This is a genomic window from Bacillus sp. T17B1, from assembly GCF_026796395.1.
Classification (GTDB): Bacteria; Bacillota; Bacilli; order Bacillales; family Bacillaceae; genus Bacillus; species Bacillus spizizenii_A.
Genome location: NZ_JALAYA010000019.1, coordinates 182,555 through 209,261, shown reverse-complemented (window position 1 = coordinate 209,261; position 26,707 = coordinate 182,555). Strand labels below are relative to the sequence as shown.

28 protein-coding genes and 6 pseudogenes are annotated in these 26,707 nt (G+C 41.3%); 25 read left to right on the top strand and 9 right to left on the bottom strand.

What is annotated here, in order from left to right; translation table 11 throughout:
- Positions 1 to 308: 308 nt before the first annotated feature.
- Positions 309 to 596, top strand: a pseudogene (locus tag MOF34_RS10835) (hypothetical protein); the annotation flags it as partial.
- A 22-nt stretch (positions 597 to 618) separates the two neighbouring features.
- Here MOF34_RS10835 and MOF34_RS10830 read toward each other — a convergent pair.
- The 4 genes and pseudogenes from MOF34_RS10830 to MOF34_RS10815 all read right to left on the bottom strand — a co-directional run bounded on the left by MOF34_RS10830 (position 619) and on the right by MOF34_RS10815 (position 3,297).
- Complete coding sequence (locus MOF34_RS10830) at positions 619 to 1,662, bottom strand: nitronate monooxygenase (protein ID WP_268400142.1); 1,044 nt, start codon at positions 1,660 to 1,662, stop codon at positions 619 to 621.
- A gap of 98 nt (positions 1,663 to 1,760) precedes the next feature.
- A pseudogene (locus MOF34_RS10825) lies at positions 1,761 to 2,093 on the bottom strand (LysR substrate-binding domain-containing protein); the annotation flags it as partial.
- 180 nt (positions 2,094 to 2,273) lie between these two features.
- The gene (locus MOF34_RS10820; protein WP_268400141.1) at positions 2,274 to 3,062 is read right to left on the bottom strand and encodes an SDR family oxidoreductase; all 789 of its coding nucleotides are present in this window, start codon (positions 3,060 to 3,062) and stop codon (positions 2,274 to 2,276) included.
- Entirely contained in the window at positions 3,049 to 3,297 is a 249-nt protein-coding gene (locus tag MOF34_RS10815; protein WP_268400140.1) for an Atu4866 domain-containing protein, read from the bottom strand. Before MOF34_RS10815 ends, MOF34_RS10820 begins: the two co-directional genes overlap by 14 nt.
- A 124-nt stretch (positions 3,298 to 3,421) precedes the next feature.
- On the opposite strand from MOF34_RS10815, the gene MOF34_RS10810 reads away from it, so the two are divergent.
- The 10 genes and pseudogenes from MOF34_RS10810 to MOF34_RS10765 all read left to right on the top strand — a co-directional run.
- Positions 3,422 to 4,333, top strand: a complete 912-nt coding sequence (locus MOF34_RS10810; protein WP_268400139.1) for an AraC family transcriptional regulator — start codon at positions 3,422 to 3,424, stop codon at positions 4,331 to 4,333.
- 231 nt (positions 4,334 to 4,564) lie between these two features.
- Complete coding sequence (locus tag MOF34_RS10805; protein ID WP_268400138.1) at positions 4,565 to 5,224, top strand: PAS domain-containing protein; 660 nt, start codon at positions 4,565 to 4,567, stop codon at positions 5,222 to 5,224.
- 11 nt (positions 5,225 to 5,235) lie between these two features.
- A complete protein-coding gene (locus MOF34_RS10800) occupies positions 5,236 to 5,610 on the top strand; it encodes a RidA family protein (RefSeq protein WP_268400137.1) in 375 nt (124 codons plus the stop codon).
- 74 nt (positions 5,611 to 5,684) lie between these two features.
- On the top strand, positions 5,685 to 6,788 hold the full coding sequence (locus MOF34_RS10795; RefSeq protein WP_268400136.1) for a threonine synthase: 1,104 nt from the start codon (positions 5,685 to 5,687) through the stop codon (positions 6,786 to 6,788).
- Between the two features lie 30 nt (positions 6,789 to 6,818).
- Entirely contained in the window at positions 6,819 to 7,793 is a 975-nt protein-coding gene (locus MOF34_RS10790; protein ID WP_014114490.1) for an asparaginase, read from the top strand.
- A gap of 18 nt (positions 7,794 to 7,811) precedes the next feature.
- The gene (locus tag MOF34_RS10785) at positions 7,812 to 8,201 is read left to right on the top strand and encodes a RidA family protein (protein ID WP_011198139.1); all 390 of its coding nucleotides are present in this window, start codon (positions 7,812 to 7,814) and stop codon (positions 8,199 to 8,201) included.
- Positions 8,198 to 9,304, top strand: coding sequence for a D-TA family PLP-dependent enzyme (locus MOF34_RS10780; protein WP_268400135.1), 1,107 nt, complete (start codon positions 8,198 to 8,200; stop codon positions 9,302 to 9,304). Before MOF34_RS10785 ends, MOF34_RS10780 begins: the two co-directional genes overlap by 4 nt.
- Before the next feature lie 71 nt (positions 9,305 to 9,375).
- A complete protein-coding gene (locus MOF34_RS10775) occupies positions 9,376 to 10,605 on the top strand; it encodes an alanyl-tRNA editing protein (protein ID WP_268400134.1) in 1,230 nt (409 codons plus the stop codon).
- Between the two features lie 572 nt (positions 10,606 to 11,177).
- Positions 11,178 to 11,344, top strand: a pseudogene (locus tag MOF34_RS20870) (hypothetical protein).
- Positions 11,314 to 11,511: pseudogene (locus MOF34_RS10765) on the top strand (recombinase family protein); the annotation flags it as partial. The pseudogenes MOF34_RS20870 and MOF34_RS10765, both read left to right, overlap by 31 nt.
- A gap of 168 nt (positions 11,512 to 11,679) precedes the next feature.
- On the opposite strand, the gene sigK reads toward MOF34_RS10765, so the two are convergent.
- Together sigK and MOF34_RS10755 are read right to left on the bottom strand one after the other, a co-directional pair.
- Positions 11,680 to 12,408 (bottom strand): RNA polymerase sporulation sigma factor SigK, encoded by a 729-nt coding sequence (sigK, locus tag MOF34_RS10760; RefSeq protein ID WP_013308023.1) that lies wholly within the window; start codon positions 12,406 to 12,408, stop codon positions 11,680 to 11,682.
- A 99-nt stretch (positions 12,409 to 12,507) separates the two neighbouring features.
- Positions 12,508 to 12,741 (bottom strand): annotated as a pseudogene (locus MOF34_RS10755) (YqeB family protein); the annotation flags it as partial.
- Between the two features lie 102 nt (positions 12,742 to 12,843).
- On the opposite strand from MOF34_RS10755, the gene gnd reads away from it, so the two are divergent.
- A complete protein-coding gene (gene gnd / locus MOF34_RS10750) occupies positions 12,844 to 13,737 on the top strand; it encodes a phosphogluconate dehydrogenase (NAD(+)-dependent, decarboxylating) (protein ID WP_019715051.1) in 894 nt (297 codons plus the stop codon).
- Between the two features lie 18 nt (positions 13,738 to 13,755).
- Here the strand turns inward: gnd and MOF34_RS10745 are convergent, their stop codons facing one another.
- On the bottom strand, positions 13,756 to 14,382 hold the full coding sequence (locus tag MOF34_RS10745; protein ID WP_268400133.1) for a TVP38/TMEM64 family protein: 627 nt from the start codon (positions 14,380 to 14,382) through the stop codon (positions 13,756 to 13,758).
- A gap of 191 nt (positions 14,383 to 14,573) precedes the next feature.
- Between MOF34_RS10745 and MOF34_RS10740 the strand changes: the two are divergent.
- Positions 14,574 to 15,324: pseudogene (locus tag MOF34_RS10740) on the top strand (N-acetylmuramoyl-L-alanine amidase).
- Between the two features lie 249 nt (positions 15,325 to 15,573).
- On the top strand, positions 15,574 to 16,305 hold the full coding sequence (locus MOF34_RS10735; RefSeq protein ID WP_268400132.1) for an SGNH/GDSL hydrolase family protein: 732 nt from the start codon (positions 15,574 to 15,576) through the stop codon (positions 16,303 to 16,305).
- 304 nt (positions 16,306 to 16,609) lie between these two features.
- Here MOF34_RS10735 and MOF34_RS10730 read toward each other — a convergent pair whose 3' ends face one another.
- Positions 16,610 to 16,750, bottom strand: a complete 141-nt coding sequence (locus MOF34_RS10730) for a sporulation histidine kinase inhibitor Sda (RefSeq protein WP_003226124.1) — start codon at positions 16,748 to 16,750, stop codon at positions 16,610 to 16,612.
- Between the two features lie 360 nt (positions 16,751 to 17,110).
- Between MOF34_RS10730 and MOF34_RS10725 the strand changes: the two genes are divergently transcribed.
- From MOF34_RS10725 to MOF34_RS10690, 8 genes are read left to right on the top strand one after another with little or no spacing between them, the layout of a single operon-like run.
- Positions 17,111 to 17,629: a YqeG family HAD IIIA-type phosphatase gene (locus tag MOF34_RS10725; RefSeq protein WP_019715046.1), complete on the top strand. Its 519-nt coding sequence runs from the start codon at positions 17,111 to 17,113 to the stop codon at positions 17,627 to 17,629.
- A 3-nt stretch (positions 17,630 to 17,632) separates the two neighbouring features.
- Positions 17,633 to 18,733 (top strand): ribosome biogenesis GTPase YqeH, encoded by a 1,101-nt coding sequence (yqeH, locus tag MOF34_RS10720; RefSeq protein ID WP_268400131.1) that lies wholly within the window; start codon positions 17,633 to 17,635, stop codon positions 18,731 to 18,733.
- 18 nt (positions 18,734 to 18,751) lie between these two features.
- Positions 18,752 to 19,594, top strand: a complete 843-nt coding sequence (gene aroE, locus MOF34_RS10715; RefSeq protein WP_268400130.1) for a shikimate dehydrogenase — start codon at positions 18,752 to 18,754, stop codon at positions 19,592 to 19,594.
- Positions 19,588 to 19,878 (top strand): ribosome assembly RNA-binding protein YhbY, encoded by a 291-nt coding sequence (gene yhbY, locus MOF34_RS10710; protein WP_003226133.1) that lies wholly within the window; start codon positions 19,588 to 19,590, stop codon positions 19,876 to 19,878. The genes aroE and yhbY overlap by 7 nt, the downstream gene beginning before the upstream one ends.
- Positions 19,879 to 19,889: 11 nt before the next feature.
- Positions 19,890 to 20,459, top strand: a complete 570-nt coding sequence (locus MOF34_RS10705) for a nicotinate-nucleotide adenylyltransferase (RefSeq protein ID WP_003226135.1) — start codon at positions 19,890 to 19,892, stop codon at positions 20,457 to 20,459.
- Positions 20,449 to 21,009 carry a bis(5'-nucleosyl)-tetraphosphatase (symmetrical) YqeK gene (gene yqeK, locus MOF34_RS10700; RefSeq protein WP_019715042.1) on the top strand — a complete coding sequence of 187 codons (561 nt, stop codon included), beginning with the start codon at positions 20,449 to 20,451 and terminating at the stop codon, positions 21,007 to 21,009. Before MOF34_RS10705 ends, yqeK begins: the two co-directional genes overlap by 11 nt.
- A 17-nt stretch (positions 21,010 to 21,026) precedes the next feature.
- A complete protein-coding gene (gene rsfS, locus MOF34_RS10695; RefSeq protein ID WP_019715041.1) occupies positions 21,027 to 21,383 on the top strand; it encodes a ribosome silencing factor in 357 nt (118 codons plus the stop codon).
- Complete coding sequence (locus tag MOF34_RS10690; protein ID WP_019715040.1) at positions 21,380 to 22,123, top strand: class I SAM-dependent DNA methyltransferase; 744 nt, start codon at positions 21,380 to 21,382, stop codon at positions 22,121 to 22,123. The genes rsfS and MOF34_RS10690 overlap by 4 nt, the downstream gene beginning before the upstream one ends.
- Positions 22,124 to 22,188: 65 nt before the next feature.
- Here MOF34_RS10690 and comER read toward each other — a convergent pair whose 3' ends face one another.
- Positions 22,189 to 23,010 (bottom strand): late competence protein ComER, encoded by an 822-nt coding sequence (comER, locus tag MOF34_RS10685; protein WP_019715039.1) that lies wholly within the window; start codon positions 23,008 to 23,010, stop codon positions 22,189 to 22,191.
- 83 nt (positions 23,011 to 23,093) lie between these two features.
- Here comER and MOF34_RS10680 point away from each other — a divergent pair, with 83 nt between their 5' ends.
- The 3 genes from MOF34_RS10680 (at position 23,094) to MOF34_RS10670 (ending at position 26,687) form a co-directional block, all read left to right on the top strand.
- Complete coding sequence (locus MOF34_RS10680; RefSeq protein ID WP_268400129.1) at positions 23,094 to 23,717, top strand: helix-hairpin-helix domain-containing protein; 624 nt, start codon at positions 23,094 to 23,096, stop codon at positions 23,715 to 23,717.
- 66 nt (positions 23,718 to 23,783) lie between these two features.
- A complete protein-coding gene (locus MOF34_RS10675; protein ID WP_268400128.1) occupies positions 23,784 to 24,353 on the top strand; it encodes a ComE operon protein 2 in 570 nt (189 codons plus the stop codon).
- A 3-nt stretch (positions 24,354 to 24,356) separates the two neighbouring features.
- Entirely contained in the window at positions 24,357 to 26,687 is a 2,331-nt protein-coding gene (locus MOF34_RS10670; protein ID WP_268400127.1) for a DNA internalization-related competence protein ComEC/Rec2, read from the top strand.
- Positions 26,688 to 26,707 lie beyond the last annotated feature (20 nt).

Below are 26,707 nucleotides of genomic sequence, written 5' to 3'. Positions count from 1 at the left end.
AGAACCTAACCAGACTTTACTTTTAAGGTGTCTTGGGTATGATGTAACTTCAAGGTATAAGCGGCGATGTAGCAAAAACTCCGACTCTCGCCTTCTTAGGTGTAGTCGATTCCATTATGCTGAGCTTGTATACGGTAATGAAGAAAAACGCCTGAGTAATAAAATTAGAAGTCTCTAGGATATTATTTAGGAGGGACATTGTACAAAAAGATTATACAGGCAACAGAGGTAATAATATATCGGGAAACAAGTCGAGCGGAAGGGTGCTATAGTCGTGATTACGAGCAGGCGGAAGTATTTATGTCTTAAAATTACAGGGTTATTTAAAAGCTCTTTAGGACGATGCGGTGGATCAACATGGAGTTAATCAAACTATAGAATACTTAGAGAAGAATAAGAACTATCCTTATGTTGAAGACATTGCCTGTGAGACCGCAGCTGCTTTTGCAAACTCAAAAGAATTTGAAACATCCAATGTATATCATCAGAAAATGGTTGAAACTCAAACACAAATCAAAGGGGAGATGATAGTGAGAAATAACGAGGAAAAAAGCAAACTACATATCGAAGTTTGCTTTTTTGCTATACTTTATTAATTGATATCAATAATGAGATGCCCTATATTTTTATATCCTCATGGCAAAGCTTTTGTAAAAGCTGCTTAACTGAAATTTCCTCAGTCAATGATCGTATTCCTTGCCCTGCCCACAAAGACATCTGATCATGGTTGTTTTGGACTGAAGCCTGCTGTCTCATTGCCTTCGTTAGTGTATTTTGATAAGGATACGGAAGGGCTTGTGTCTCAAGCGGTGCTTTTTCTTCCATCCATTTATTTGCGATTCCTCTGGCCTCTTTACCTGAAAATAATGTCGTAAGCTTTGTATCTGCTTCGTTTGCTTCTAGTATTTTCTGTTTATGCACTGGATGGGCGTTGCTTTCGTGACAAATTAAAAAGGCAGATCCGATTTGTACTCCTTGGGCTCCAAGGGTTAAAGCTGCTTTTACTCCTCTATGGTCTATTATTCCCCCAGCTGCTATGACTGGTACGCTCAGTGCATCTGCTGCTTGTGGAATCAAAGCCATTAAACCCACGGCAGACTCACCTTTGGAAGGCAAAAAAGCTCCGCGATGTCCACCGGCTTCACTTCCTTGAAGGACTACTAAATCCATTCCCCGTTCTTCCATTAACAAAGCTTCTTCTACTGTTGAAGCGGTTCCAATTAAACAGCAACCAGAAGTTTTTAGCTCCTTTACAGCGTCTTCCGGCGGCAGATCAAAAGTGAAGGAGCAAGCCTTTACCTTGTATCTTAAAATCATATCAATTTTTTGATAGAAGTCATCCCACTCTTCTTGCACAGATGTAAATTGATTTACTTGGTTAGCTAACGGTATGTTTTCTTTCCACTTTTTAACTAGATCTTCTGGCGGCATTTCTAGACCTAGCGGAACAAACACATTAATTTGAAAAGGAGCATCTGTCAGCTCAAACATCTCTTTAATTTGTTGTTCTAGTCGTTCTGGTGTAAGATACCCCGATGCTAAGCTACCGAGAGCACCCTCACTCGAAACAGCAGAAGCCAGTCGCGGCTTTGTAATACCGCCAGCCATTGGAGCTTGAATAATCGGTTTTGTTAAGGAAAACATCTTCATAAATTCATTCATACCGAATCCCCCTTGTTAAGACATGACTGTTGAAAAAAGTGTCATTAACTATTTTATTCAAAGACTCGTATTCGCTTAGATATACAGTTTTCCTTTTTTTAACTAATGTTCTTCTGAAAATGATCCCTCATAGTCGTTAGAACTACAGATAAATCGAGTGTAATTAAAATGTCTTTTCGCCTTATAAACAAGGTTGTAGCTAAAGAATTGGTCATGGTTAGTATGGCTGCGGATGCGGCCTTGTTTTTCATGCACAGCAATAATTGAACGAGGCAGCAATGAAATACCTAAACTGGCGGTAACACAACCAATAATGGCTTCAAGTATGCCAAATTCCTTCAATTTTACGGGTAATAAATCTTCTTCCTGCAGGATATGATTGAGCGCTCTCTATAAGGTCACCCCTCACGGTATACCAGCATGGTTTGTGTTGGATGGAAGAAAGGGCTGGTATCAGATTACAGACTTAATCTGTAAAGACCCTCTCATACCTGAGAGAGTCAGGTATAAGAGGTTTTCTGTACACCCTGAAGATCCATATACGGCATCTATTTTGTATGGAATACTTTTTCCTTCTTATGATTCTACATGTGATACAACATAGACTTTTTTTATAGTGATAGAGTAGGTCTTACAATTAATTCACTTACATCGATCTCTAGTGGCTGCGAGATTGCATAAAGAATTGCATGTGCAATTGCAGAAGCAGGAAGCGCTTGTCTTCGGTATTCGATCATAGCTTCACTCGCCTGTTTATCGGTAATATGGTCGGCTAGTTCTGATACCGTTACGCCCGGTGCAATTACAGTTGCTCGAATATTATTCGTTGCTTCCTGTCGTAAGCCTTCTGTGATGGCACGGACAGCATACTTGGTTGCGCAATAAACTGCTGCAGTGGGGGTAACCTCATATGCGCCTATGGAAGCTATATTGACGATATGTCCGCTATTCTGTTCTTTCATTACAGGCAAAACTGCACCAATACCATGCAGGACTCCACGGATATTTACATCAATCATACGATTCCATTCAGCGATTTTCAGAGATTCCAATTTAGATAATGGCATTACACCCGCATTATTTACGATGACATCGATTTTTCCGTATGCTTCTATAATTTCTTGGACGGTATGCTGCATTTGTTCAAAGTCTGTGACATCCAGTTGTTTGTAATCTGCATGATATCCTTTTTGGAGAAGAGTGGATACGAGTGTTTCTAACTTATTTGTTCGTCGCGCTGCTGCTATTACCGTAGCTCCATTCTCAGCTAATAAATCAGCAGTTGCTGCTCCAATACCGCTGCTTCCGCCGGTGACAAGAACAACTTTATTCTTTATACTCATCTTTGTATCATCCTCTTTTAAGTCATTTTTCTTTAAGGAATCTTTACCTTCTTTCACGATGCAGTACCATCCCTGCGTGATATAAAATTCCATTGATAAAATCTCCATCAGCTTTGAATCCTGTATCATCTTGATATTCAATGTGGTCACCTGTTATTTGGTAATTGCCTGTATATGCACATTCGACATTGCCGCGAGCTTCAACATAGCGTCCATCGGACAGCAGTTCATGCATGATATACCGATCTTTGGTAACCCAAAGCCCATCATAAGAATGATTGTCTTTATCCATATCATCAGCTCCTTTTCTGTTCTACTATTAGTATCAGGGAAAGATAACATGGAGTGCTAGCCGATATCTCTTTCATTCTTGCCCTATCCTCCAAATCGATAAGAATAATAAAAGGAGGGAGTTCATGTTTCTAGAAGAGCAGTTGCAACCGAAAGAAGAGCAGCTTACAAAGCTTGTGTCATCCTTTGCTACCAAGGAGGGTACGAACGTAACGTCAATCTATGGGTTGGAATTTATTCGATCTGCCAAGCCCCTGGTGCCTGTACATACTATGCATGAACCTGCTTTGTGTTTTGTTCTGCAAGGGAGAAAAGTGATCTCTATGATTGGAGAAGACTTCTTTTACGGAAAAGGGGAATACTTATTCGTGGCAGTCGATCTGCCTGTTATCGGGGAAATTTTAAAAGCGAGTGAGATGGAACCTTATTTATGTCTTCGATTGAATGTTAACTTAATGCAAATTGCAGAGTTCTCAAAAGAGTATAAACAACATAGCACTAATCATCATGCTACAGGGCGAGGAATATTTGTAGATCAGACAGATGAGGTCATTCTGGATGCGCTTATCCGCCTCGTGAAACTACTTCATACCCCTGAAGATACAGAAATACTTGCACCTTTAATCATTAAGGAAATTCTATACCGCATTATGCAGGGGAAGCACGGTCACACAGTAAAAAGCCTTGTTGCCAAGGGGAGTAAATTATCTGAAGTGGCTGCTGCTCTGGATTATTTAAGAAATCATTTTTCTGATGAAATAAAGATAGAGGGACTAGCTAAAAAAGTAAACCTTAGCCCATCAGCTTTATATCACCATTTTAAACAAGTTACAACCATGACTCCGATCCAATACCAGAGAGCTTTACGTCTTCATGAAGCAAGGCGGTTGATTATTGGCAAAGGTATGAGGGTTGCTGACGCTGCCTTTCAAGTTGGCTATGAAAGCCCTTCTTATTTTAATAGAGAGTATAGAAAGATGTTCGGAAAGCCTCCAGGGAAAGATCGTAAAGAGAACCTGAATTTATATAATGTGTAGTAAAATCTAGAAGTCGCATACAGATGCGACTTCTATCCATTTAACGAATGAGCTAACTGTTGATTTTATTTCCCATATTGGAATTTAAGATGGGAATTGATAAAAATCAAAATTAAGGATATGTTTTTTTGTATAAAAAAATATATTTTTGTTCCATTTTCATATAAAAAATTATATAATCATTTCAAGAATTGAATTTCTTGAGGTTAATGAAAGTTAGGTGTTTAAGCTTTGGCTGAAGCAAAACAGATTTTAGAAAATTATATCCCTTTTGCAAAAACGATAGGAGAAATGTTTGGGCCAAATTGTGAAGTCGTCATTCATGATTTGACAACACCGCAGTCTTCCGTCATTTTTACAATGAACAACCATGTGACGGGAAGAGAGGTTGGCCAATCCTTTGATCACTTAGTGAGAAAGGTTCTTTTATCCAACGAATTTAAAGGTGATTACTTAGCAGGATATGAAATCCAAACAGATGATCGGAGAACAATAAAATCATCGACTACCCTCATTAGAGATGGCCACCAGCAGGTGATTGGGGCATTTTGCATCAACTATGATATGAATGTCATGATTCAAATGAAAGAAGTACTAGATGCATTTATACCTGGCATTGAAAAGAACAATCAAATACAAGCTCCAAATACGGTGGAACAGGAAGCTTCCATTCAGAATGTAGAAGAGATCACGAATCAGTTAATTGAACAAATTGTAGCGAACCGCAAACATTCTCTGATGAAACGCCCGGAAAAAATCGAGCTGATTAGATTTATGGATGAAAAGGGGATATTCCTCATGAAAGGTGCGGTTGATAAAGTGGCAGAACAATTAGGCATTTCAAAGGTAACTGTCTATAGCTATTTGGATGAAGTGAAAAAAGGACATTAGGAGTGAGTAGAGTGGAGAGTATTTTTGAGGCAGGGAATTTAAAATCGAACGGTCATTATGCCTTAGCTGTGATTCATCAAAACACGGTCTATGTATCAGGGCAATTTGCCATTGATCCAATCACGCAGGAAAAGAAATTTGGCACCATTGAAGAAGAGACTTTGCAGGTACTGTCAAATATAGAGTATATCTTAAAAAAAGCCGGCAGTCATAAAGGAAAAATTTTGAAGTTAACCTTATATCTTCACGATATCCATTTGTTAGACCGTGTTGACAATGTCTGTCAGGGTTTTTTTCACGATTATCGCCCAGCACGGTCAGTTGTTTCGACGAACGAGCTGCATTACGGTTTTCAGGTTGAAATTGAAGCAATCGCCAGTCTGTAATATATTTTTTGTCTAAAACATATAAAAAAATATATAAAATATAAAAAAATATATAATAGGAGGGTCTAAAAATAATGGAACAGTATCAATGTCAATCTTGCCGTACGAAATACAATGTGTCTGAACAGGTGTGGAAATGCCAGTGTGGCGGAGTGTTAGACCTTGTAAAAGAAAAAGTAGAATGGTCCGATTCAAAAGTGATCAAAGATATTCCTTCTATGTGGAGATATATTGATGCTATGCCATTTGATCGCGACTCCACCATGTGGAGCGGCATCACTATGGGGGAGGGATACACACCTTTAATTGTGTTAGACAGCGGGGAGCCGAACACTCTAGTGAAAGTGGACTATATGATGCCTACTTTGTCTTTTAAAGATCGCGGTGCTGCTGTATTAATAGCTAAGGCAAAGGAGCTGGGAGTGAAGCATGTGATAGCTGACAGCAGTGGAAATGCAGGGACATCTATTGCAGCTTACGCCAAGCGGGCTAACATCGCATGTGACATATTTCTTGGGAAGGGTACATCACCTAAGAAAATCGCGCAGGTGAAAGCGCATGGGGCCAACGTTCGCGAAATTGAAGGCACAAGAGAAGATGTGGCCGAAGCAGCGCAAAAGGCTGTGAATATAGAGAAAAAATTCTATGCCAGTCACGTTTTTAATCCATATTTCTATGAAGGAACAAAAACGTATGCCTTTGAGATTTGGGAACAAATGAATGGAGCGCCGGATACGCTTATTATTCCAGTTGGCAATGGTACGTTATTACTTGGGGTTTACTATGGATTTAAAGAATTACTAGAGAACAAATGTATAGACAAAATGCCAAGACTGGTTGCGATACAGGCAGAGAATTGTGCGCCGTTAGCAAAGGCATTTATCAACAATCAACAAGTTGCTCAACCCGTCGAAAACAGGGGAACACTTGCAGAGGGCATCTCGATTGCCAAACCGGCAAGATCTGCTCAAATATTAGAAGCCATCCGTGCCACAAAAGGTCAAATCATTACAACCAATGAGGAAGAGATTCTAAAAGCTCGTACAGCATTAGCAAGTAAAGGCTTTTATGTTGAGCCAACAACAGCAGCTAACTATGCAGGATATTTAAAATACGATCATTCTTCTGATGAAAAAATCGTGATTCCATTATGCGGGGCTGGGATTAAATCTAATTAGGAACGAAGAGAGAAACATGGGGGAGTTATCATGGAAAACAAGAAAATCATTTTACTGAGTACCGGCGGTACAATTGCAAGTAAGCCTGATCCTGAAACAGGTCTATTAGAAGCAGGTGCTATGACAGGTGAAGAGCTTTCTGAAATGTGTCGACTGCCTTCTCATATAGAGATTGAAATCAAGTCAGTCTTTCAAATGTCAAGCAGTCATATGACTTTTCATCACCTTGACATTCTGAAGCAAAATATAGAGAGTTTCTTCCGGAATGAGGATGTTGCCGGAATTGTGATATCGCATGGAACAGATACCCTTGAAGAGACTTCGTATTTCCTTGATCTGGTTATTTCTGATGAAAGGCCGGTCGTGTTAACGGGGTCACAAAGAGGACCGACACTTGAAGGTACAGATGCATTTGTGAACCTAAGACAAGCTTTCTTATTAGCGGCACATCCTGATGCGCGAGGCTTAGGTGTAACAGTGTTGTTTAATGAGAGGGTCTTTGCTGCTCGATATGTGAAAAAACAGCATGCGTCAAATGTTGATGGTTTTTTCTCTCCGGGATTCGGTTATTTGGGAACGGCTGATCAAGATGAGATCGCAATTCATCAAAGATTAATTAAGCGTGAGACGTATCAACTAATTCAACCATTGCCAAATGTAGAACTTATTAAGTGTTCACTTGGATCAGACGGAAAGTTTATAGATTATGCAGTTAAGTGCGGAAGTGCAGGAATCATTATTGAGGCGCCGGGAAGAGGGCATACGGCTCCAGCAATATTAGAAAGTGCAAAGAAAGCCGTAGAGAAAGGGATTCCTGTCGTTCTGACAACAAGTGCTGACGAAGGTGAAGTCAAGGGAGTATATGGATTCAAAGGAAGTGCTTCAACATATGCAGATGCCGGAATTATACTAGGCGGCAGCTATGACAGTAAGAAAGCAAGGATCAAACTCGCTGTTTTGCTGGCTGCTGGACAGAAGATTGATGAGGCTAGCTTTAAATATTAAGAATAGGGGGAGATTATATTGAAGCCTGTACACACTAAGTATTCAACACGGGATGGAGGCCATTACGTGCCAGCTATGGAACACAATGATGTTCTCTATATTTCAGGGCAGTTGTCGATGAATCCGGAAACGGGGAAAATTCCAGCTGGGGGCATAAAAGAAGAAGCAAAACAGGCATTGGCAAATATGGAGCTTGTCCTCAAGGAACGGGGATTAGCCAAGGAAGATGTGATATTATGCAGACTTTATACCCCAGATGTAAAGTATTGGCCGGATATCAATGAGGTTTATGCTCATTTCTTCGGCAATCATAAACCGGCAAGAGTAGTTGTTCCATCAAATCATTTATATGCCGGATGTCTGGTTGAAGTTGAAGCCATTGCAGCGATAAAGGAGGAGGCACAATGAATGATATAGAATTAGATACACCAGCTCTTTTAATTGATAAAGACGTGATGCAAGGCAATATGAAGTATATGCAAAATTACGCTAATGAACAGAAAGTAAACTTACGACCTCATACAAAAACACATAAAATGCCTAAATTAGCTAAACTACAAGAGGAAATGGGAGCTATAGGAATCGCTGTGGCGAAAGTAGGAGAAGCTGAAATAATGGCCAGAAATGGTTTGAAGGATATTTTTATTGCAAATGAGATTGTTGGGAAATCAAAGATTGAACGTATTAAAAAACTATCTGAAACAATTGATATCTCCTTTGGTATTGACAGTGTGTATCAAGTGCATGAGATTGAAGAAGTATTTGAAGGAGCCACAAAGAAAGCCCAGGTGTTAGTGGAAATTGAAGTAGGAGAACAACGCTCTGGGATTATTGAAGAACATGATTTTCGTACTTTATTAGAATTAATCAAAACGTGTAAAAATGTCGAGCTTAAAGGAATCTTCTCACATGACGGGCATTCTTATAAAGCGAAAAGTATAGAACATTGTAAAGAGCTTTATAGAGAGAGTGTAGAACGAACATTACATTTTGCTCGAATAGCGGAAGAAATGAACCTTAAGCCGAAAGTAATAAGTATTGGCTCTACCCCTCCCTTCATGTTTAAGTTTGATATTCCAGAAGGAGTTACAGAAATTAGACCTGGTACTTACATTTTTATGGATGCCTCACAGGCAAATGTAATTGGTACGTATGATCGCTGTGCAGCTTCTGTACTCACAACCGTGATTAGTAAACCAACAAAAGAACGAGTCATTACAGATGTAGGGGCAAAGGGAATTACCGCCCAAACACGAAGTGAAGGGCTTACAGCAACCAAAGGGCTTGGTCGTATCAAAGAATACGAGGGCGTTTACATTCATGGAGTATTCGACGAACATGCTATTATTTACAATGCAGACTTTAGAAACCAAGTGAATATAGGAGATAAGGTTCAAATTATTCCTAATCACATTTGTCCGGTTGTTAATTTACATGAAAAAGCCTATCTAGTCTCTAATGGAGAAGTTGTAGACGAAGTAGACATTGAGGCTAGAGGCAGACTTCAATAATTATAGCATGAAGAGTCTTTTTAAAAATATCCATAGCGTATTTGGAAAACTTCATATATAAGGGGATAGGCATGAGCATACGTAATCAGAAACTATTTTACAAAGATCCCTATCTAAAAACGTTTGAAACGAAAATTTTGAAACAACAACAGGACAAAAAAGGTGTTTACATTACCTTAGAGAAAACAGCCTTTTATCCAACCGGCGGTGGCCAGCCACATGATATAGGGACATTGAATGGAGTCAAAGTTTTAAACGTTGAAGAGGTAGATGGAGAAATTCGTCATTATATAGAAAGGGCTTTACCACATTCAGATGATAAGGTCGTTGGGATTATTGACTGGGAACGACGCTTTGATCACATGCAACAGCACACGGGTCAGCATATTTTGTCAGCGGCATTTGCACAGTTGTATGATATTCATACAGTTGGATTTCATCTTGGAAAAGACATAGTTACCATTGACCTTGACATATCAGAATTAACAGAGGAAATAGTAGGAAAAGCAGAGAAGCTTGCAAACGACATGATAATGGAAAATAGACCAATAGTTACAAAGTGGATAGAATATGATGACTTAGTAAATTATCCAATTCGTAAAACCCCATCTGTAAAAGAAAATATTCGTCTTGTCATTATCGATGAATTTGATTATAACGGATGCGGTGGAACACATCCTAGTGCTACAGGGGAAGTCGGAGCAATTAAAGTATTGAATTGGGAAAGACAAAGAAAAAAAATTCGTTTGTATTTTGTATGTGGTAATCGGGTTATAGCCCAATTCGATCAAAAACAAAAGGTATTGGTTGAATTGACTGGATTGCTTAATCGTCCTGAAGGGGAATTAAGTGAAGCTGTAAAACGTTCACTTGAAAATATAAAGAAGCTAGAGAAAGAGCTTCTAGAATCTAATGAAAAAATACTTCAGTATGAAGCCAATGATTTATTAGCCAACAGCACAATTCAAAATGATACTGTAGTTATTATAGAAACCTTTTCAGATCGATCTATCCAAGAACTTCAAAAGCTAGCAAAAATGATTGCCGAGCAAGAAAAACGATCCCTTATTTTTCTCTTATCAGAGAACGATAATCGCTACCAACTGGTTTGTGGGCGAGGATCAACAAATAAAATGGACATGAGAACCCTTATGCAAGAAAGCCTTTCTCTTATTAATGGAAAAGGGGGAGGAAATAAAACGTTAGCTCAAGGTGGAGGAACTGCGTCATTAACAAAAAAGGAATTTCTGAGGAACGTTATTAACATTATAGCTAAACAAATAAAGTCAGAGGAAATATGACAATCGATTAAAAAGTAAATTCTTTAACTTTATGTAAGGACTCAAAATAAAGAATATGAAAAGTGTCGAAATCTATGAATGACTATCATGTAAGAGAAAGAAATTTCTGGGGAAGTCGAGATAGAGAAACATTAATTAGCTGCAGTAACTATTTGATAACTATACCAATTATTCAGAATAACCAATGATATGGATTTACTATGTTGAGGGACTCAAGATTTAGATGAGATACCAAATCATATTGGTATCTTTTTTTGCTTTATATTTATTATAGGAATTCATGACTTGTCACCAATGACATGTCATGTAACTTTCTGGTGATGAAAAAAACTACTCCATTTTTACTTCACAATATAATAAATCATTGCAAAACAACATAACCAAAATAAATAAACACTGATATATAAAGATTTTGTAACAGAAAACACGGTTTCGCTTTATTGAGGGCCTAGTGGGTGTTGGAAAACGATGGTTTTAACTATCGGTTTTTTTACTGCTTTTTTATACACATTGAAAATCACCTCATTAGGACAAACAGTTTACATAGCATTACCCAAGGGGTGATGCATTTAATGAAGGTAATAATCATCGAGGGACCACAAGCTGACAAATGCATTAACGATTGCTATCATTATTTAATAAAACTTTATAGGAAGGAGATCCAGGGTGATAGCAATATATGTAAGAGTATCAACCGAGGAACAAGCGATCAAGGGATCAAGCATCGACAGCCAGATAGAGGCCTGTATAAAGAAAGCAGGGACTAAGGATGTGCTGAAGTATGCCGATGAAGGATTTACAGGAGAGCTTTTAGAACGTCCGGCTTTCAATCGCTTGAGGGAGGATGCAAGCAAAGGACTTATAAGTCAAGTCATCCGCTACGATCCTGACTGTCTTTCTCGGAAATGACAATTGAGCTTATCGTGCTGACGAGTTGAGATAGTGAGACAAGCGGTTAGCTAGAAACATTTTTATACCTCTTTCATATATTCTGTCTCCATTAGGTTCGAAAAGTTTTAATAGAAGCATGTAAATGAATGAGAGAAAGCCGGAATGTCACCGGCCTCTTCCACATCATTTTCCCTTCGCTTTCTTCCGCTTTTCCTTTTCCGCCCGGTAGAACTCATGGAACATTTTCATCAGCGCCCGTTTCTCAATCCGCGATACATAGCTGCGCGAGATACCAAGCTCTTTGGCAATCTCACGCTGTGTTTTTTCCTTCTTCAAATCAAGCCCAAACCGCCCGACGATCACTTCTTTCTCACGGTCATCTAAGATATCAATGTATTGCTTCACTTTTTCAAGCTCCATATTGAGCTGGATTGTGTCAATCACGTCTTCATTTTCTGATTTCAGTACATCAATCAGGCTTATTTCATTCCCTTCTTTATCCTGCCCGATCGGATCATGAAGGGAGACGTCTTTTTTTGTTTTTTTCAGTGCGCGCAAATGCATGAGGATTTCATTTTCAATACACCGCGCGGCATACGTCGCCAGCTTTGTCCCTTTTCCGGCGGAATAGCTCTCAATTCCTTTGATCAGCCCAATTGTTCCGATGGAGATTAAGTCCTCTGCATCCTCACCTGTATTTTCGAACTTTTTCACAATATGGGCGACCAAGCGAAGATTATGCTCAATCAGCATGTTTCTGGCATGTTCATCCCCTTTAGCCATGAGCTCTAAGTATTTTTTTTCCTCGCTGCTTGAGAGCGGTTGTGGAAAGGCATTGTTTTTCACGTAAGATACTAAAAAGACAAGCTCTTTAACAACAAAGCCGAGCGCTGCGAAAACACCTGTCACCATCGTCACCTCCACAAAAGTATGTAGGCAAAAGCCTATATGTAAATGTATGTGAGTGGGAGGCTGTCTGTGTCTGTACCGGGAAATTTCTCGCAAGAGAGCCTGCTCTTTCAATGCATTGTGACGAGCTTTCAATAAAGCATGAGCGCCTGGCGAGAGGTCTGGTGCATCAGGTATCCACCTGCGAAATTGATCTTTAAACGGATCACCATCTGTTGACCATTCGTAATGATGCTGTATAAAGGCTTTCTCGACGTTTACTGGTCTTTCATCAATTTCTTCCCGTGCTAATTCAAATCCGGCTGTTCCTAAGAGGACAAGCCGTTTGTGATCGACGCGGTGAAATCCTGTAAGCCTTATTTGTTGTTTTCGTATCACAATACATTTCAAAGGGAACATAAAGAGTAAAGGTCTTTTAGACAACCAGGAGGAACAGACATGAAAATCGGATTAATCGGCTTAGGCAAAATGGGCATAAACATAGGAAAGCAATTCATTGACCGCAATCATCAAGCGGTCGGGTATGATGTAAATCAAGCGGCTGTTGATGAACTGAAAGCATATGGGGCTGAGGGGACAACGAATCTAAAAGAGTTGATTTCTTCATTAGATACGCCGCGTATACTATGGGTTATGGTGCCGCATGGCGTTGTCGATGCTGTTTTGCGTGATGTGACATCTTTATTAAGCAAAGGCGATATTGTCATTGAAGCCGGAAACTCTCATTATAAAGAATCGATTCGCCGCTACAATCAAATGAAAGAAGCGGGTATTCATTATCTCGATGCCGGCACGTCGGGCGGAATGGAAGGTGCGCGCCATGGAGCCTGTTTTATGGTGGGAGGTGACCCCGAAGCATGGGAGATTGTAGAGCCGCTGTTTCGGGATACTGCTGTCGAAAATGGGTATCTATACGCAGGTGAAGCGGGAAGCGGACATTTCTTGAAGATGATCCATAATGGCATTGAGTACGGAATAATGGCGGCGATCGGTGAAGGATTCGAAGTACTTGAAAACAGCCAATTTGATTTTGACTACGAAAAGGTTGCGAGAGTGTGGAATCATGGCTCTGTCATTCGCTCTTGGCTCATGGGGCTGACTGAGCGAGCATTTTCTAAAGATGCGAAGCTGGATCAGATCAAAGGCATTATGCATTCCTCAGGTGAAGGAAAATGGACGGTGGAAACCGCGCTTGATCTGCAGACGGCAACTCCGGTGATCACTATGTCGCTGCTGATGAGGTACCGTTCTTTAACAAATGATACGTTTACAGGAAAGGTTGTCGCTGCACTTCGAAATGAATTCGGAGGCCATGCGACAGAGAAAAAGTAAGGGGGCGGACAGGCCTCCTTACTTTTTTTGCACTTTCAGCAGATGAGGGAACTTTTTATAAATGATCAGCATCAAGATCAGAATGTAGGCTCCGTAAATACTGAAAGACAGCAATTTATTGCTGGTAAAATGAGCGCCTGCAATAGTGACAACGATAATATTCGGGATTTTCCCTATGAAAGACGCGAAGAAAAAAACATGCCAGCGAACCTGGCTCAGCCCGCATATCACGTTCATGACAAGAGAAGGAATGACCGGGATGAGCCTTCCTAGTAAAACAGCGGCAAAAGCATTTTTGTGGAAGGAAGCCTCGTAGCTTTGGATGGCAGGATAGGACTGAACTTTTTTTCGGGCCCAGTCTCTAAAGCTGTACCTGGCGAGAGAAAACAGCATCATTGTACCAAGCATTGAGCCGGTTAATGTAATCGAAATCCCATTGGCTATTCCAAACACAGCGCCATTTAAAGCGGCAACCAAAGCAAACGGCACAATTGGGAAAAAGGAATCGGCGGCAATCAGCAGCATACTGAATAAAACAGAAAACAGCCCTCCTGCTTTGATCGCATCAAGCCATGCTTCTTTCTGAAAAAAACCGACTGCAATGATAGTAATCATCACGATGATACCTAGTATCTTTTTTAACATGTCTATGGTCACTCCCAACGAAGGTGATGTCAGGAGCCAAAACCTCCGTCATCTAGGATTAGTATAACTGGTGTCATTTCAGCGGTTCAACTGAAAACCGTGTTCGATTGGGACACAATTTTTTTTATTTTGTAAAATAGGCTGTCCAACTTTCTGTTTTCTGCATTCCTTAATAGTAGGGAGGGATAGAAATGATTACGATAAAAAAGGATTTTATACCGGCATCAAACGACAATCGTCCTGGCTATGCGATGACTCCTGCTTACATTACGGTGCATAATACAGCGAATACCGCAAAAGGCGCGGATGCGAAAATGCATGCCAATTATGTCAAAAATCCAAGCACATCTGTCAGCTGGCATTTTACAGTTGATGATTCAGTCATATATCAGCATCTTCCGCTAGATGAAAACGGCTGGCATGCGGGTGACGGTACAAATGGGACAGGGAACCGCAAATCAATTGGAATTGAAATCTGCGAAAATGCAGACGGCGATTTTGAAAAAGCAACAGCAAATGCCCAATGGCTGATCCGAAAACTAATGAAGGAAAACAATATTCCTCTGAAACATGTCGTTCCTCATAAAAAATGGTCCGGGAAAGAATGTCCGCGAAAACTCTTGAATCAGTGGAGTTCTTTTATAAACGGAATTTCTTCCTCCAATACACCTCCAAAAGAGTCATCTCCAACATATCCGCTGCCGTCAGGGGTTATCAAGCTCACTTCGCCTTATCGAAAGGGCACGAACGTCCTGCAACTGCAAAAGGCTTTAGTGACGCTTCATTTTTATCCTGATAAGGGCGCCAAAAATAATGGAATAGACGGGGTTTATGAACCGAAAACAGCGAATGCCGTCAAGCGTTTTCAGCTCATGAACGGATTGACTGCAGACGGTCTATGGACCTAAAACGAAGGCCAAGCTTAAAACGAAGTTAAAGTGAATGTGGGATTTAAGGAATAGCCTGTTCCCAGTGTGGATTCAGGTTATTTTCTATCCTATTCATTGCGTGTTTTTCCGATTGAGAAGAAGGGAATTTGAAAAGAATCACCTGATATGCCGCATTGAAAGAATGATTTTCATTGAGGGGGACACGTTAACAATAGGAAAAACAGAGATAACGAAGAAACTCTTCGTTGAATGAAGGGAAACAGAGGTATAACATTAAGGTGAGGCTTTTGGGGGTGTAAAAATGAAGCATTTTTTCATCCTTTTCCTTCTGCTGTTTGTTACAGCAGGGTGCGAAGGAAGGGGATATGAAGACGTTGTAGCATTTGGTGACAGCAATACGCGAGGCTCTAATTGGGATTATCGCGATTATCCAAAAGCACAACAGTGGGTCAATCTATTAAAAACGGCTGAACGCGGAAAGCTTGATATACTCAATGCGGGGATCGGTGGACAGACGACAGAGGATGCCCGTCTGCGGTTTCAGACAGATGTTTTGGATCAGAAACCGAAGCATTTGTTTATTATGTTCGGCACGAATGATGCCGCGATACTGACTGGAGGTAAACCAAGAGTGTCGAAGCAGCGTTTTAGAGAAAATCTGGTTTACTTTATTAAAGAAAGCAGAAAACAAGGGATCAAGCCAATCCTAATGACATGTATCCCAATTATTGAAGGAGACGGGAAGCATCAACTGTTTTACTATTCGAGATATAAAGCAGCTGCTTTTGAACCGAAAGGCGGGGCGAGAAAATGGCACAATTCATACAACGATATTACAAGAGATGTGTCGAAGCGCCTGAATGTCCCTCTTGTAGACAACTGGAAGCATTTTATAGAAGCAGACGGCGGAAAAGCAACTGATGAAGCGCTTATCCAATCCGGTCTGATAGATCCTTCAGGCAATCATATGACTCCTAAAGGGGCAAGGATTGTATATGAAGGAATACAAGATGGGCAGGTTTTGAAGTACTGAGCCGGACAACGGCCTAGGCCGTTTTATTTTTCCTACATAGGCTGTTATAAAGCTTACTTAAGGAGGCGCTTCACATGTATGGCGCAAGCAGAGCATATGGATACACTTTTATCGTTGTTTTAGTTGTTGTTCTCCTGGTTGTGGGCGGCATATATTGGTTAGCATAGTTACCGTCCCTTGAAAACACCTCTTTTTAGGGGTGTTTTTTGCTGAAAACAGTAGTAAAGCCCGTAACCGAAGTGATATAATATCAGTCATCTGAGTAAAAAAAGGAAATACGCCCGGAAAAAATAGACAAATTCTATTAAGAAGATACGGAAATAATATGTCCGAGCGATCTTCTTTTAATTTCGTTTTCAATTAATTCGATAAAGTCACGGTTTAAATTCATTTCGGTGGCTTTGAAATAAGATTCTATTAATAATTCATCAGACAGTTTTCTCATGCTAGGAACCCAATTAATGGGAGAGACACCTCCTTAAAAGTTGGAATCATTCATGATTTTAACGCATACATTGATAAGTTGCGTTCATCTGTGGCTAAAGTTATCTTTAATCTACCATGAATTGCATATAAGAACAATCGTTCTGTTATCCACACCAAAAAGTGGATAACTTGTGAGTATCGTGTTTATAATTTGTCTAAAGAGTGATGTAATAAGAGTGGATAGTGTGTGTAATTTTATCCACAACTGGTGAAGAAACCCAATTTTTGTCGAAATTTTTTTGCTCAGTTTTTCTTCAGGCGCAAGTTCGATTGTTTTCGACAATCATGTTGAGAGAAAGAAAAGGGAAGGGTGCGGGTTTTGTTAAAAAAGTTTTTTCTACCTGACGAGTTTGTAAAAAATATTTTTCATATTACACCTGAGAAATTAAAGGAACGAAATGTAAAAGGAATTATTACCGACCTGGATAATACGCTGGTTGAGTGGGACAGACCGAACGCGACGCCGCGTTTGATCGAGTGGTTTGAAGAAATGAAGGAGCACGGCATTAAAGTGACGATTGTCTCAAATAATAATGAGAGAAGAGTGAAACTTTTCTCAGAACCGCTTGGAATCCCATTCATCTATAAAGCAAGAAAACCGATGGGCAAAGCCTTTAACAGAGCGGTGGCCAATATGGAGCTGAAAAAAGAGGACTGCGTTGTCATCGGAGACCAGCTGCTGACCGACGTACTCGGAGGAAATCGAAACGGCTATCATACAATTTTGGTTGTGCCTGTGGCTTCTTCTGACGGATTCATTACGCGCTTTAACCGCCAGGTCGAACGCAGAATACTGAGTGCTCTCAAACGAAAAGGGCACATTCAGTGGGAGGAGTAAGAAATGGAAAAGGTTGTTTGTATCGGCTGCGGAGTTACAATCCAAACCGAGGACAAAACAGGTCTGGGATACGCGCCGCCTGCATCGCTTACGAAAGAAAATGTGATTTGCCAGCGCTGCTTCAGACTGAAAAACTATAATGAAATACAAGATGTTTCCTTAACGGATGATGATTTCTTAAACATTCTTCACGGTATTGGGGAAACGGATTCTCTCGTTGTTAAAATTGTTGATATTTTTGATTTTAACGGCAGCTGGATCAATGGGCTGCAACGCTTAGTGGGAGGAAACCCTATCTTATTGGTTGGCAATAAAGCGGATATCTTGCCTAAGTCTTTGAAAAGAGAGCGTCTGATCCAGTGGATGAAGCGTGAAGCGAAAGAGCTTGGCTTAAAACCGGTTGACGTGTTTTTGGTTAGTGCGGGACGCGGCCAAGGGATTAGAGAAGTAATTGATGCGATTGAGCATTATCGCAACGGCAAAGACGTCTATGTTGTCGGATGTACCAATGTAGGGAAGTCAACCTTTATTAACCGGGTTATTAAAGAAGTGTCAGGTGAAGAAGATATTATAACGACATCCCAATTTCCTGGCACAACCCTTGATGCGATTGAAATTCCGCTGGACGACGGCTCAGCGCTTTATGACACACCGGGAATTATCAACCACCATCAAATGGCGCATTATGTCAATAAAAAGGACCTGAAGATACTATCTCCTAAAAAGGAGCTGAAACCTCGCACATTCCAGCTTAACGATAAGCAAACACTGTATTTCGGCGGACTTGCAAGGTTTGATTATGTGTCAGGAGAAAGGTCTCCTTTTATTTGCTATATGCCGAATGAGCTGATGATTCATAGAACAAAACTGGAAAATGCAGATGCGCTTTATGAAAAGCATGCAGGGGAATTGCTCACACCTCCAGGAAAAGATGAAATGGATGAGTTTCCGGAATTGGTCGCCCATACGTTTACGATAAAAGACACAAAGACAGATATCGTTTTCTCAGGGCTAGGCTGGGTTACAGTGCATGACGCCGATAAAAAAGTAACTGCTTATGCGCCAAAAGGCGTTCACGTATTTGTTCGGCGCTCATTAATTTAATGAAAAGGGGAGAGGAGTATGAAAAAGCTGTACGGGGTTATCGGAAATCCGATTGGCCATTCCATGTCACCTGATATTCATAACGCATCATTGAAAGATCTCAGTCTAGACGGACATTACCATGCCTTCAAAGTAGAAGCGGATGATCTGGAAGATGCGGTAAAAGGAATAAAAGCACTCGGCGTACATGGAATCAATGTCACTGTTCCGCATAAGGTTTCCATTATGGATTATCTAGATCATATTGATGATAGTGCAAAAGTGATTGGTGCCGTAAACACGGTCAGAAGAGAGGGAGACAAGCTTGTCGGATACAATACCGACGGGGAAGGCTTTGTGAAGTCGTTAATGAAGGTATTGGACAAGCCCATCTCTGAACTGTCATTCTTAATGATCGGCGCAGGCGGAGCGGCAAGAGCCATCTTTACAACAATTGCCCGCAATGTCCCGAAAAAGTTTGACATTTGCAATCGGACGTTGGAAAATGCAAAGCAGCTTACAGAATCCACTCCCTCGTTTCACAATAAAGAAGTGTTAAGCATAAAAGAAGCAGAAGACCGGCTTAAGCAGTATGATGTCATTATCCATACAACGTCTGTGGGGATGTATCCGAACGTGAACGATGTGCCGATTTCATTACAGCGTGCCGCAAGCAGTGCTGTCATTTGTGATATCGTGTATAATCCAATTCAGACGGCCCTTTTAAAAGAAGCAAACCAAAAAGGCCTCAAAACACTCGATGGAGTGGGCATGTTTGTTGAACAGGCAGCATTGTCTTTCCAGCTATGGACTGGACAAGAGCCTGATATTGAAAAAATGAGATCAATTGTCATAGGAAAATTAGGAGGAACAGAATGTTAACAGGTAAACAAAAACGTTTTTTGCGTTCAAAAGCGCATCATTTAACGCCAATTTTTCAAGTAGGTAAAGGCGGAGTAAACGATAACATGATTAAGCAAATTGCTGAGGCGCTTGAAGCAAGAGAGCTGATTAAAGTCAGTGTTCTTCAGAATTGCGAAGAAGATAAAAACGATGTAGCGGAAGCTCTAGTAAAAGGAAGCCGCTCTCAATTGGTCCAGACAATCGGCAATACGATTGTATTATATAAAGAATCAAAGGAAAATAAACAAATCGAGCTTCCTTAAAGGTGGTTGAAATGAAGAAAATCGGAATTTTCGGAGGCACGTTTGATCCTCCGCATAACGGCCACCTCTTAATGGCCAATGAGGTGCTGTATCAAGCGGGGCTTGATGAAATTTGGTTTATGCCTAATCAAATTCCGCCGCATAAACAGGACGAAGACTATACGGACAGCTTTCATCGCGTGGAAATGCTGAAGCTTGCGATTCAGTCTAATCCGTCCTTTAAGCTGGAGCTTGCTGAAATGGAAAGAGAAGGGCCTTCATATACCTTTGACACCGTTTCTTTACTGAAGCAGCGTTATCCGAATGATCAGCTGTTCTTTATTATCGGTGCTGATATGATTGAATATTTGCCGAAATGGTATAAGCTGGACGAGCTGCTGAATCTCATTCAATTTATTGGAGTAAAGCGCCCCGGTTTTCATATTGAAACCCCTTATCCGCTTCTCTTTGCAGACGTTCCGGAATTTGAGGTATCATCAACTATGATAAGGGAACGGTTTAAAAGCAAGAAGCCCACTGACTACTTAATCCCTGATAAAGTGAAGAAGTATGTAGAGGAGAATGGTTTATATGAATCGTGAGGAGGCACTTGCATGCGTTAAGCAGCAATTGACCGAACACCGATATATCCACACGATTGGCGTGATGAACACGGCGATCGAACTTGCGGAGCGTTTTGGAGCTGATCCTAAAAAAGCGGAAACAGCGGCTATTTTTCATGATTACGCCAAATTCCGGCCGAAAGAAGAAATGAAACAAATTATTGCCCGTGAAAAAATGCCTTCGCATTTACTGGATCATAACCCGGAGCTGTGGCACGCTCCGGTAGGCGCTTATTTGGTCCAAAGAGAGGCGGGGGTTCAAGATGAAGGCATTCTTGACGCCATCAGGTATCATACCTCTGGGCGGCCTGGCATGACACTTTTAGAAAAAGTCATTTACGTTGCCGATTACATTGAGCCTAATCGGGCATTTCCCGGGGTCGAAGAGGTGCGTAAGCTTGCTGAGACAGATTTGAACCAAGCGCTGATTCAATCCATCAAAAATACAATGATATTTCTTATGAAAAAAAATCAACCGGTTTTTCCAGACACTTTTTCAACGTATAACTGGCTTGTGTCTGGCAACTGAACAGGAGGAATTTGTGAATGAACCAAAAGTCCATTTTAAAGATCGCAGCTGCGGCTTGTGATGATAAACGGGCAGAGGATATTTTAGCACTGGATATGGAAGGCATTTCTCTGGTTGCTGATTATTTTCTGATCTGCCACGGGAATTCAGATAAACAGGTGCAGGCGATCGCCCGTGAAATCAAGGATCAGGCTGAAGAAAACGGCATTCAAGTCAAAAAGATGGAAGGCTTCGATGAAGCAAGATGGGTGCTCGTTGACCTTGGCGATGTGATTGTCCATGTCTTCCACAAGGAAGAAAGAAGCTATTACAATCTTGAAAAGCTGTGGGGAGACGCTCCGCTCGCAGATCTAGAGCCTGGAATGAACCAATGATTTACCAAGGCTTTGCAAGCGTGTATGACGAGTTAATGTCACACGCTCCTTACGATCAATGGACAAAGTGGATTGAAGCATCTCTCCCGGAAAAAGGTCGTATCCTCGATTTAGCATGCGGCACGGGAGAAATCTCAATCCGGCTCGCCGAAAAAGGCTTCGAGGTCACGGGGATCGACCTCAGTGAAGAAATGCTTTCCTATGCCCAGCAAAAGATCTCTAGTAACGAGCCTATTCTTTTTCTTCAGCAGGATATGAGAGAGATTACCGGCTTTGACGGCCAGTTTGACGCTGTTGCGATATGCTGTGACTCATTAAATTATCTAAAAACGAAAAATGATGTAATCGAAACCTTTAAAAGTGTATTTCGGGTATTGAAGCCCGAAGGCATTTTGCTGTTTGATGTTCATTCATCTTATAAAATTGCCGAAGTCTTTCCAGATAGCACATTTGCTGACCAGGACGAAGATATCAGCTATATTTGGCAGAGCTTTGCAGGAAGTGAAGAGCTTTCTGTCATTCATGACATGTCGTTTTTTGTGTGGAACGGTGAAGCATATGACCGCTTTGATGAGACGCACGAGCAAAGAACGTTCCCAGTGGATGAATACCAAGAAATGCTGAATAGCTGCGGTTTTCAGCTTCATCGCGTGACAGCTGATTTTACGGATTCAGAGCCATCAGCACAATCAGAACGCCTATTTTTCAAGGCGCAGAAATCAAAAACCATCGTTTCATAAGACGATGGTTTTTTAAAATGCTTTTTTATGTTTTTGCAGTACAGACAAACGTATGACATACTCGTCTACACATCAAACTGCTTCTTCACTGCGGATATATCCTCTTCGTACTTCAAATGAGTATTTTGAAATACCCGGTGAAACATATCCTGCACACCGCTTTCCAGTGCTTTAATGCCTTCTCCTGTCACACCGCCTTTAACGCAAACCTTTTCCTGTAATGCAGGCAGGGTATACAATTCGGTTTCTAACAGTTTCCCCATTCCGACAAGCATTTCCTTACACATCAGAATGGCGTCCTGTTTGGACACTGACGTTTCCGAAACAGCTGCATCTATAAACCGCTGAATCAGATAGCTCATAAAAGCGGGACCGCAGCTTACAATATCTGATGCCACCCTCGTGATGTCACTTTCAATTTGCAGCGGATGAGAGATATGCTTCATCAGCTCATTGATTTTCGTTTTTGCAGATTCTCCGCAGCTTGTGCCAAAAGTGACGAGAGAAACGCCTGCCAGCGCACGGTTCGTAATACTAGGGATCACTCGCGCCACTTGACACGGCACATACTGTTCGAGCTGTTCGGTTTGAACTGGGCTTGTTATTGAAATGAGAATATGATCCTTTCTTAAATAAGGTAACGCTCTTGCAAGTAAAGGATATATATCAAGCGGCTTAACACAAATAAAAATCATCTCGTTCTCAGAAACAAGCTTTTCCAGACTTTCTGTTACGTTTATGCAGTTGTAGCGGTTTTTTATGTGCAACGCTTTTTCAATTGTGCGGTTTGTGATTGTCATGTTTGAGGGATCGGCTGCTCTTGATTCAATAAATGATTCTATAAGGATCGTACCCATATTTCCTGTGCCGATAAAGCCTATCTTCAATGGTTTCCCCTCCTTTTAGCTATTATCCTCTAAACCATATGTGTTATTAAAATAAAATATGACGAAAGCGGGGAACATGCACGATGAATTGGTTGAATCAGCATAAGAAAGCAATTATGTTAGTGGCCTCTGCCGCTGTTTTCATAGCGATTATTTTCTTCCTGGCCAGCGGGAGCGGGAAAAACAAAGAGCAGATAAAGCAGACTGTATTAGCTGAGACAGAAAATACGGAGGTAAAGCAGGAAGCAGTCAAAGATGAGTCAAACGAAACGATTGTGATTGACATCAAAGGAGCTGTTAAGCACCCTGGTGTTTATGAAATGCAAACAGGGGACAGAGTATCTCAGGCAATTGAAAAAGCCGGCGGGACCAGTGAACAAGCAGACGACATGCAAGTGAATTTGGCGGAGCTGCTGCAGGACGGGGTAGTGGTGTATATTCCGAAAAAGGGAGAGGAGTCACCAGTGTCGCAAGGAACCGGAGGCGCAGTCAAAACCAATGGAGAGAAGGGATCACTTGTAAATATCAATACAGCAACCTTAGAGGAGTTACAAGGCATCTCAGGGGTGGGGCCATCCAAAGCTGAAGCTATTATTGCATACAGGGAAGAAAATGGGCGGTTCCAGACAATTGAAGATATCACGGAGGTTTCAGGAATCGGTGAAAAGTCGTTTGAGAAAATAAAGTCTTCCATTACAGTAAAGTAATTTGACGGTCATGCATATTGATAGGTAAACTATAGGTCAGGCAACACAACATTTGGAGGGAACAACGTGGAAAGAATTTCATGGAATCAATACTTTATGGCTCAAAGCCATTTACTGGCGATGCGCAGCACCTGCCCGAGATTGTCTGTCGGCGCTACTATAGTCAGAGACAAACGCATGATTGCAGGAGGCTATAACGGGTCAATCGCGGGCGGCGTGCATTGTGCAGACGAAGGATGCCTGATGATAGATGATCATTGCGCAAGAACGATTCATGCGGAAATGAATGCAATTCTTCAATGCTCTAAGTTTGGAGTGCCGACAGATGGAGCGGAGATTTATGTGACGCATTATCCATGCATTCAATGCTGTAAATCTATCATTCAAGCTGGTATCAAAACGGTTTATTATGCTGAGGATTACAAAACAAATCCGCATGCACAGGAATTATTTGAACAGGCGGGTGTAACTGTTGAACAGGTTGAACTCGATGAAATGATCGTTGATCTGAAAAACAGAGAAAAGCTTTCATTTGTAGCAGGACTATTAGAGAAACTAGCGGATGCCGGTCTAGCAGAGGAAGATTTGAAAAAGATACATGAACAGGCTAATACACTTTTCACGAGCTACGTGTGATTCATGCGTAATTCGCGTTTGTTATTGCCTTTGGCGGCAGTTTCGGCAACTGCTGGAATTACTGCCGCCGCTTATTTCTCCGCTGTTTTTCTCTTCTTCCTCTTTCTCCTTATCGTTTTAATCAAAACGAGACATGCTTTTCTCATTTTAGTTTGTTTCTTCTCATTTATATTGTTTTTTTCACTGTATACAGTCACAGACTCCCAGAATGTCTCTTTATATCAGCGGGGCACCTATCAATTCAAGGCAGTGATTGACAGCATTCCTAAAATTGATGGTGACCGTATGTCTATGGTAGTTAAGACGCCTGATAGTGAAAAATGGGCCGCATCATATCGCATTCAGTCTGCTGATGAAAAAGATCGGATTTCACACATAGAACCAGGAATGGCATGTGAATTAACAGGTTCATTAGAAGAACCGAAACATTCAACTGTGCCGGGTACATTTGATTATAACGAATATCTTTACCGGCAGCATATTCACTGGAACTACTCTGTCACATCGATCCAGAATTGCAGCGAACCTGCAAATTTTAGGTATAAGCTGCTCAGTTTGAGAAAATACATAATATCATTCACAAACGCCCTGCTGCCCCCTAATACGGCAGGGATCGTACAAGCACTTACAGTCGGTGACAGATTTTATGTGGAGGACGAAGTGCTTCACGCGTATCAAAAGCTTGGTGTCGTCCATCTCTTGGCGATTTCAGGACTTCACATTGGCATTTTGACAGCCGGCTTGTTTTATATCATGATTCGTATTGGCATAACAAGAGAAAAGGCGTCAATCATGTTGCTGTTATTTCTGCCGCTCTATGTGGTGTTGACAGGCGCTGCTCCTTCAGTGCTTCGCGCCGCTCTGATGTCGGGGATTTACTTAGCTGGAAGTCTCGTGAAATGGCGTGTGCATTCAGCCGGTGCTGTCTGCCTTTCATATATCGTTCTCTTGCTCTTCAATCCTTACTATCTCTTCGAGGCCGGTTTTCAGCTGTCGTTCGCCGTCAGTTTTTCTTTAATCCTTTCCTCTCTTATTTTTCAGCAAGTCAAAACCTTCCTAGGTCAGCTGGCAATGGTATCGATGATTGCTCAGTTGGGCTCACTTCCTGTTCTCCTATATCATTTCCAGCAGTTTTCTATAATCAGCATACCGATGAACATGTTGCTGGTTCCTTTTTATACATTCTGTGTTTTGCCGGGAGCTGTAGCAGGTGTTTTTCTATTAAGCCTTTCCGTTTCTGCCGGTCGATTGGTTTTCAGCTGGTTTGATTTCTTGATGGGCTGGACCAACAAGCTCATCACAAAAATTGCAGAGATTGATGTATTCACGATCATCATTGCACGCCCCGCACCCGCTCTGCTCTTTTTGTTCACGGTCACGATTATCCTATTGCTTATGGCGATTGAAAAACACTCCTTTTCACAGCTGATGGTAACTGGCGGCATGTGTTGCGCTGTGCTCAGTCTTCTCATTGTTTATCCTCGTCTTAGTTCTGAAGGAGAGGTCGATATGATTGATATTGGGCAGGGTGATAGCATGTATGTAGGTGCTCCGCATCAGCGAGGCCATGTCTTAATTGATACTGGCGGCACTTTGTCTTATTTGTCAGAGCCTTGGCGGGAAAAACAGCACCCGTTTTCACTGGGAGAAAAGGTGCTGATTCCGTTTTTAACTGCTAAGGGAATTAAACAGCTTGATGCTTTAATTCTGACGCACGCTGACCAAGATCATATTGGAGAGGCGGAGACTCTGCTAAAGCATCATAAAGTGAAGCGCCTTGTGATTCCGAAAGGGTTCGTTTCTGAACCTAAAGACGAAAAAGTGCTGCAGGCTGCCAAAGAGGAGGGAGTGCCAATTGAAGAGGTGAAGCGAGGCGATGTATTGCAAATAAAGGACCTGAGGTTCCATGTACTGTCACCGGAAACACCTGATCCGGCTAGCAAAAATAATTCTTCTCTCGTTCTGTGGATGAAAACGGGCGGTATGAGCTGGATATTGACGGGGGATCTGGAGAAAGAAGGAGAACAGGAGGTAATGAATGTGTTTCAAAACATAAAAGCGGATGTATTAAAGGTGGGTCACCATGGAAGCAAAGGCTCTACTGGTGAAGAATTCATTAAACAGCTTCAGCCGAAAACGGCCATTATCTCGGCGGGGGCAAACAATAGATACCATCATCCCCATGAAGAAGTTCTGCAAATATTACAGAGACATTCCATCCGTGTGCTCCGCACCGATCAAAACGGAACAATCCAATATAGATATAAAAACAGAGTTGGAACCTTTTCTGTCTATTCTCCATATGATACATCAGATATAACAGAGACGAACTAAAAAAAGACTGCTGAGAAATC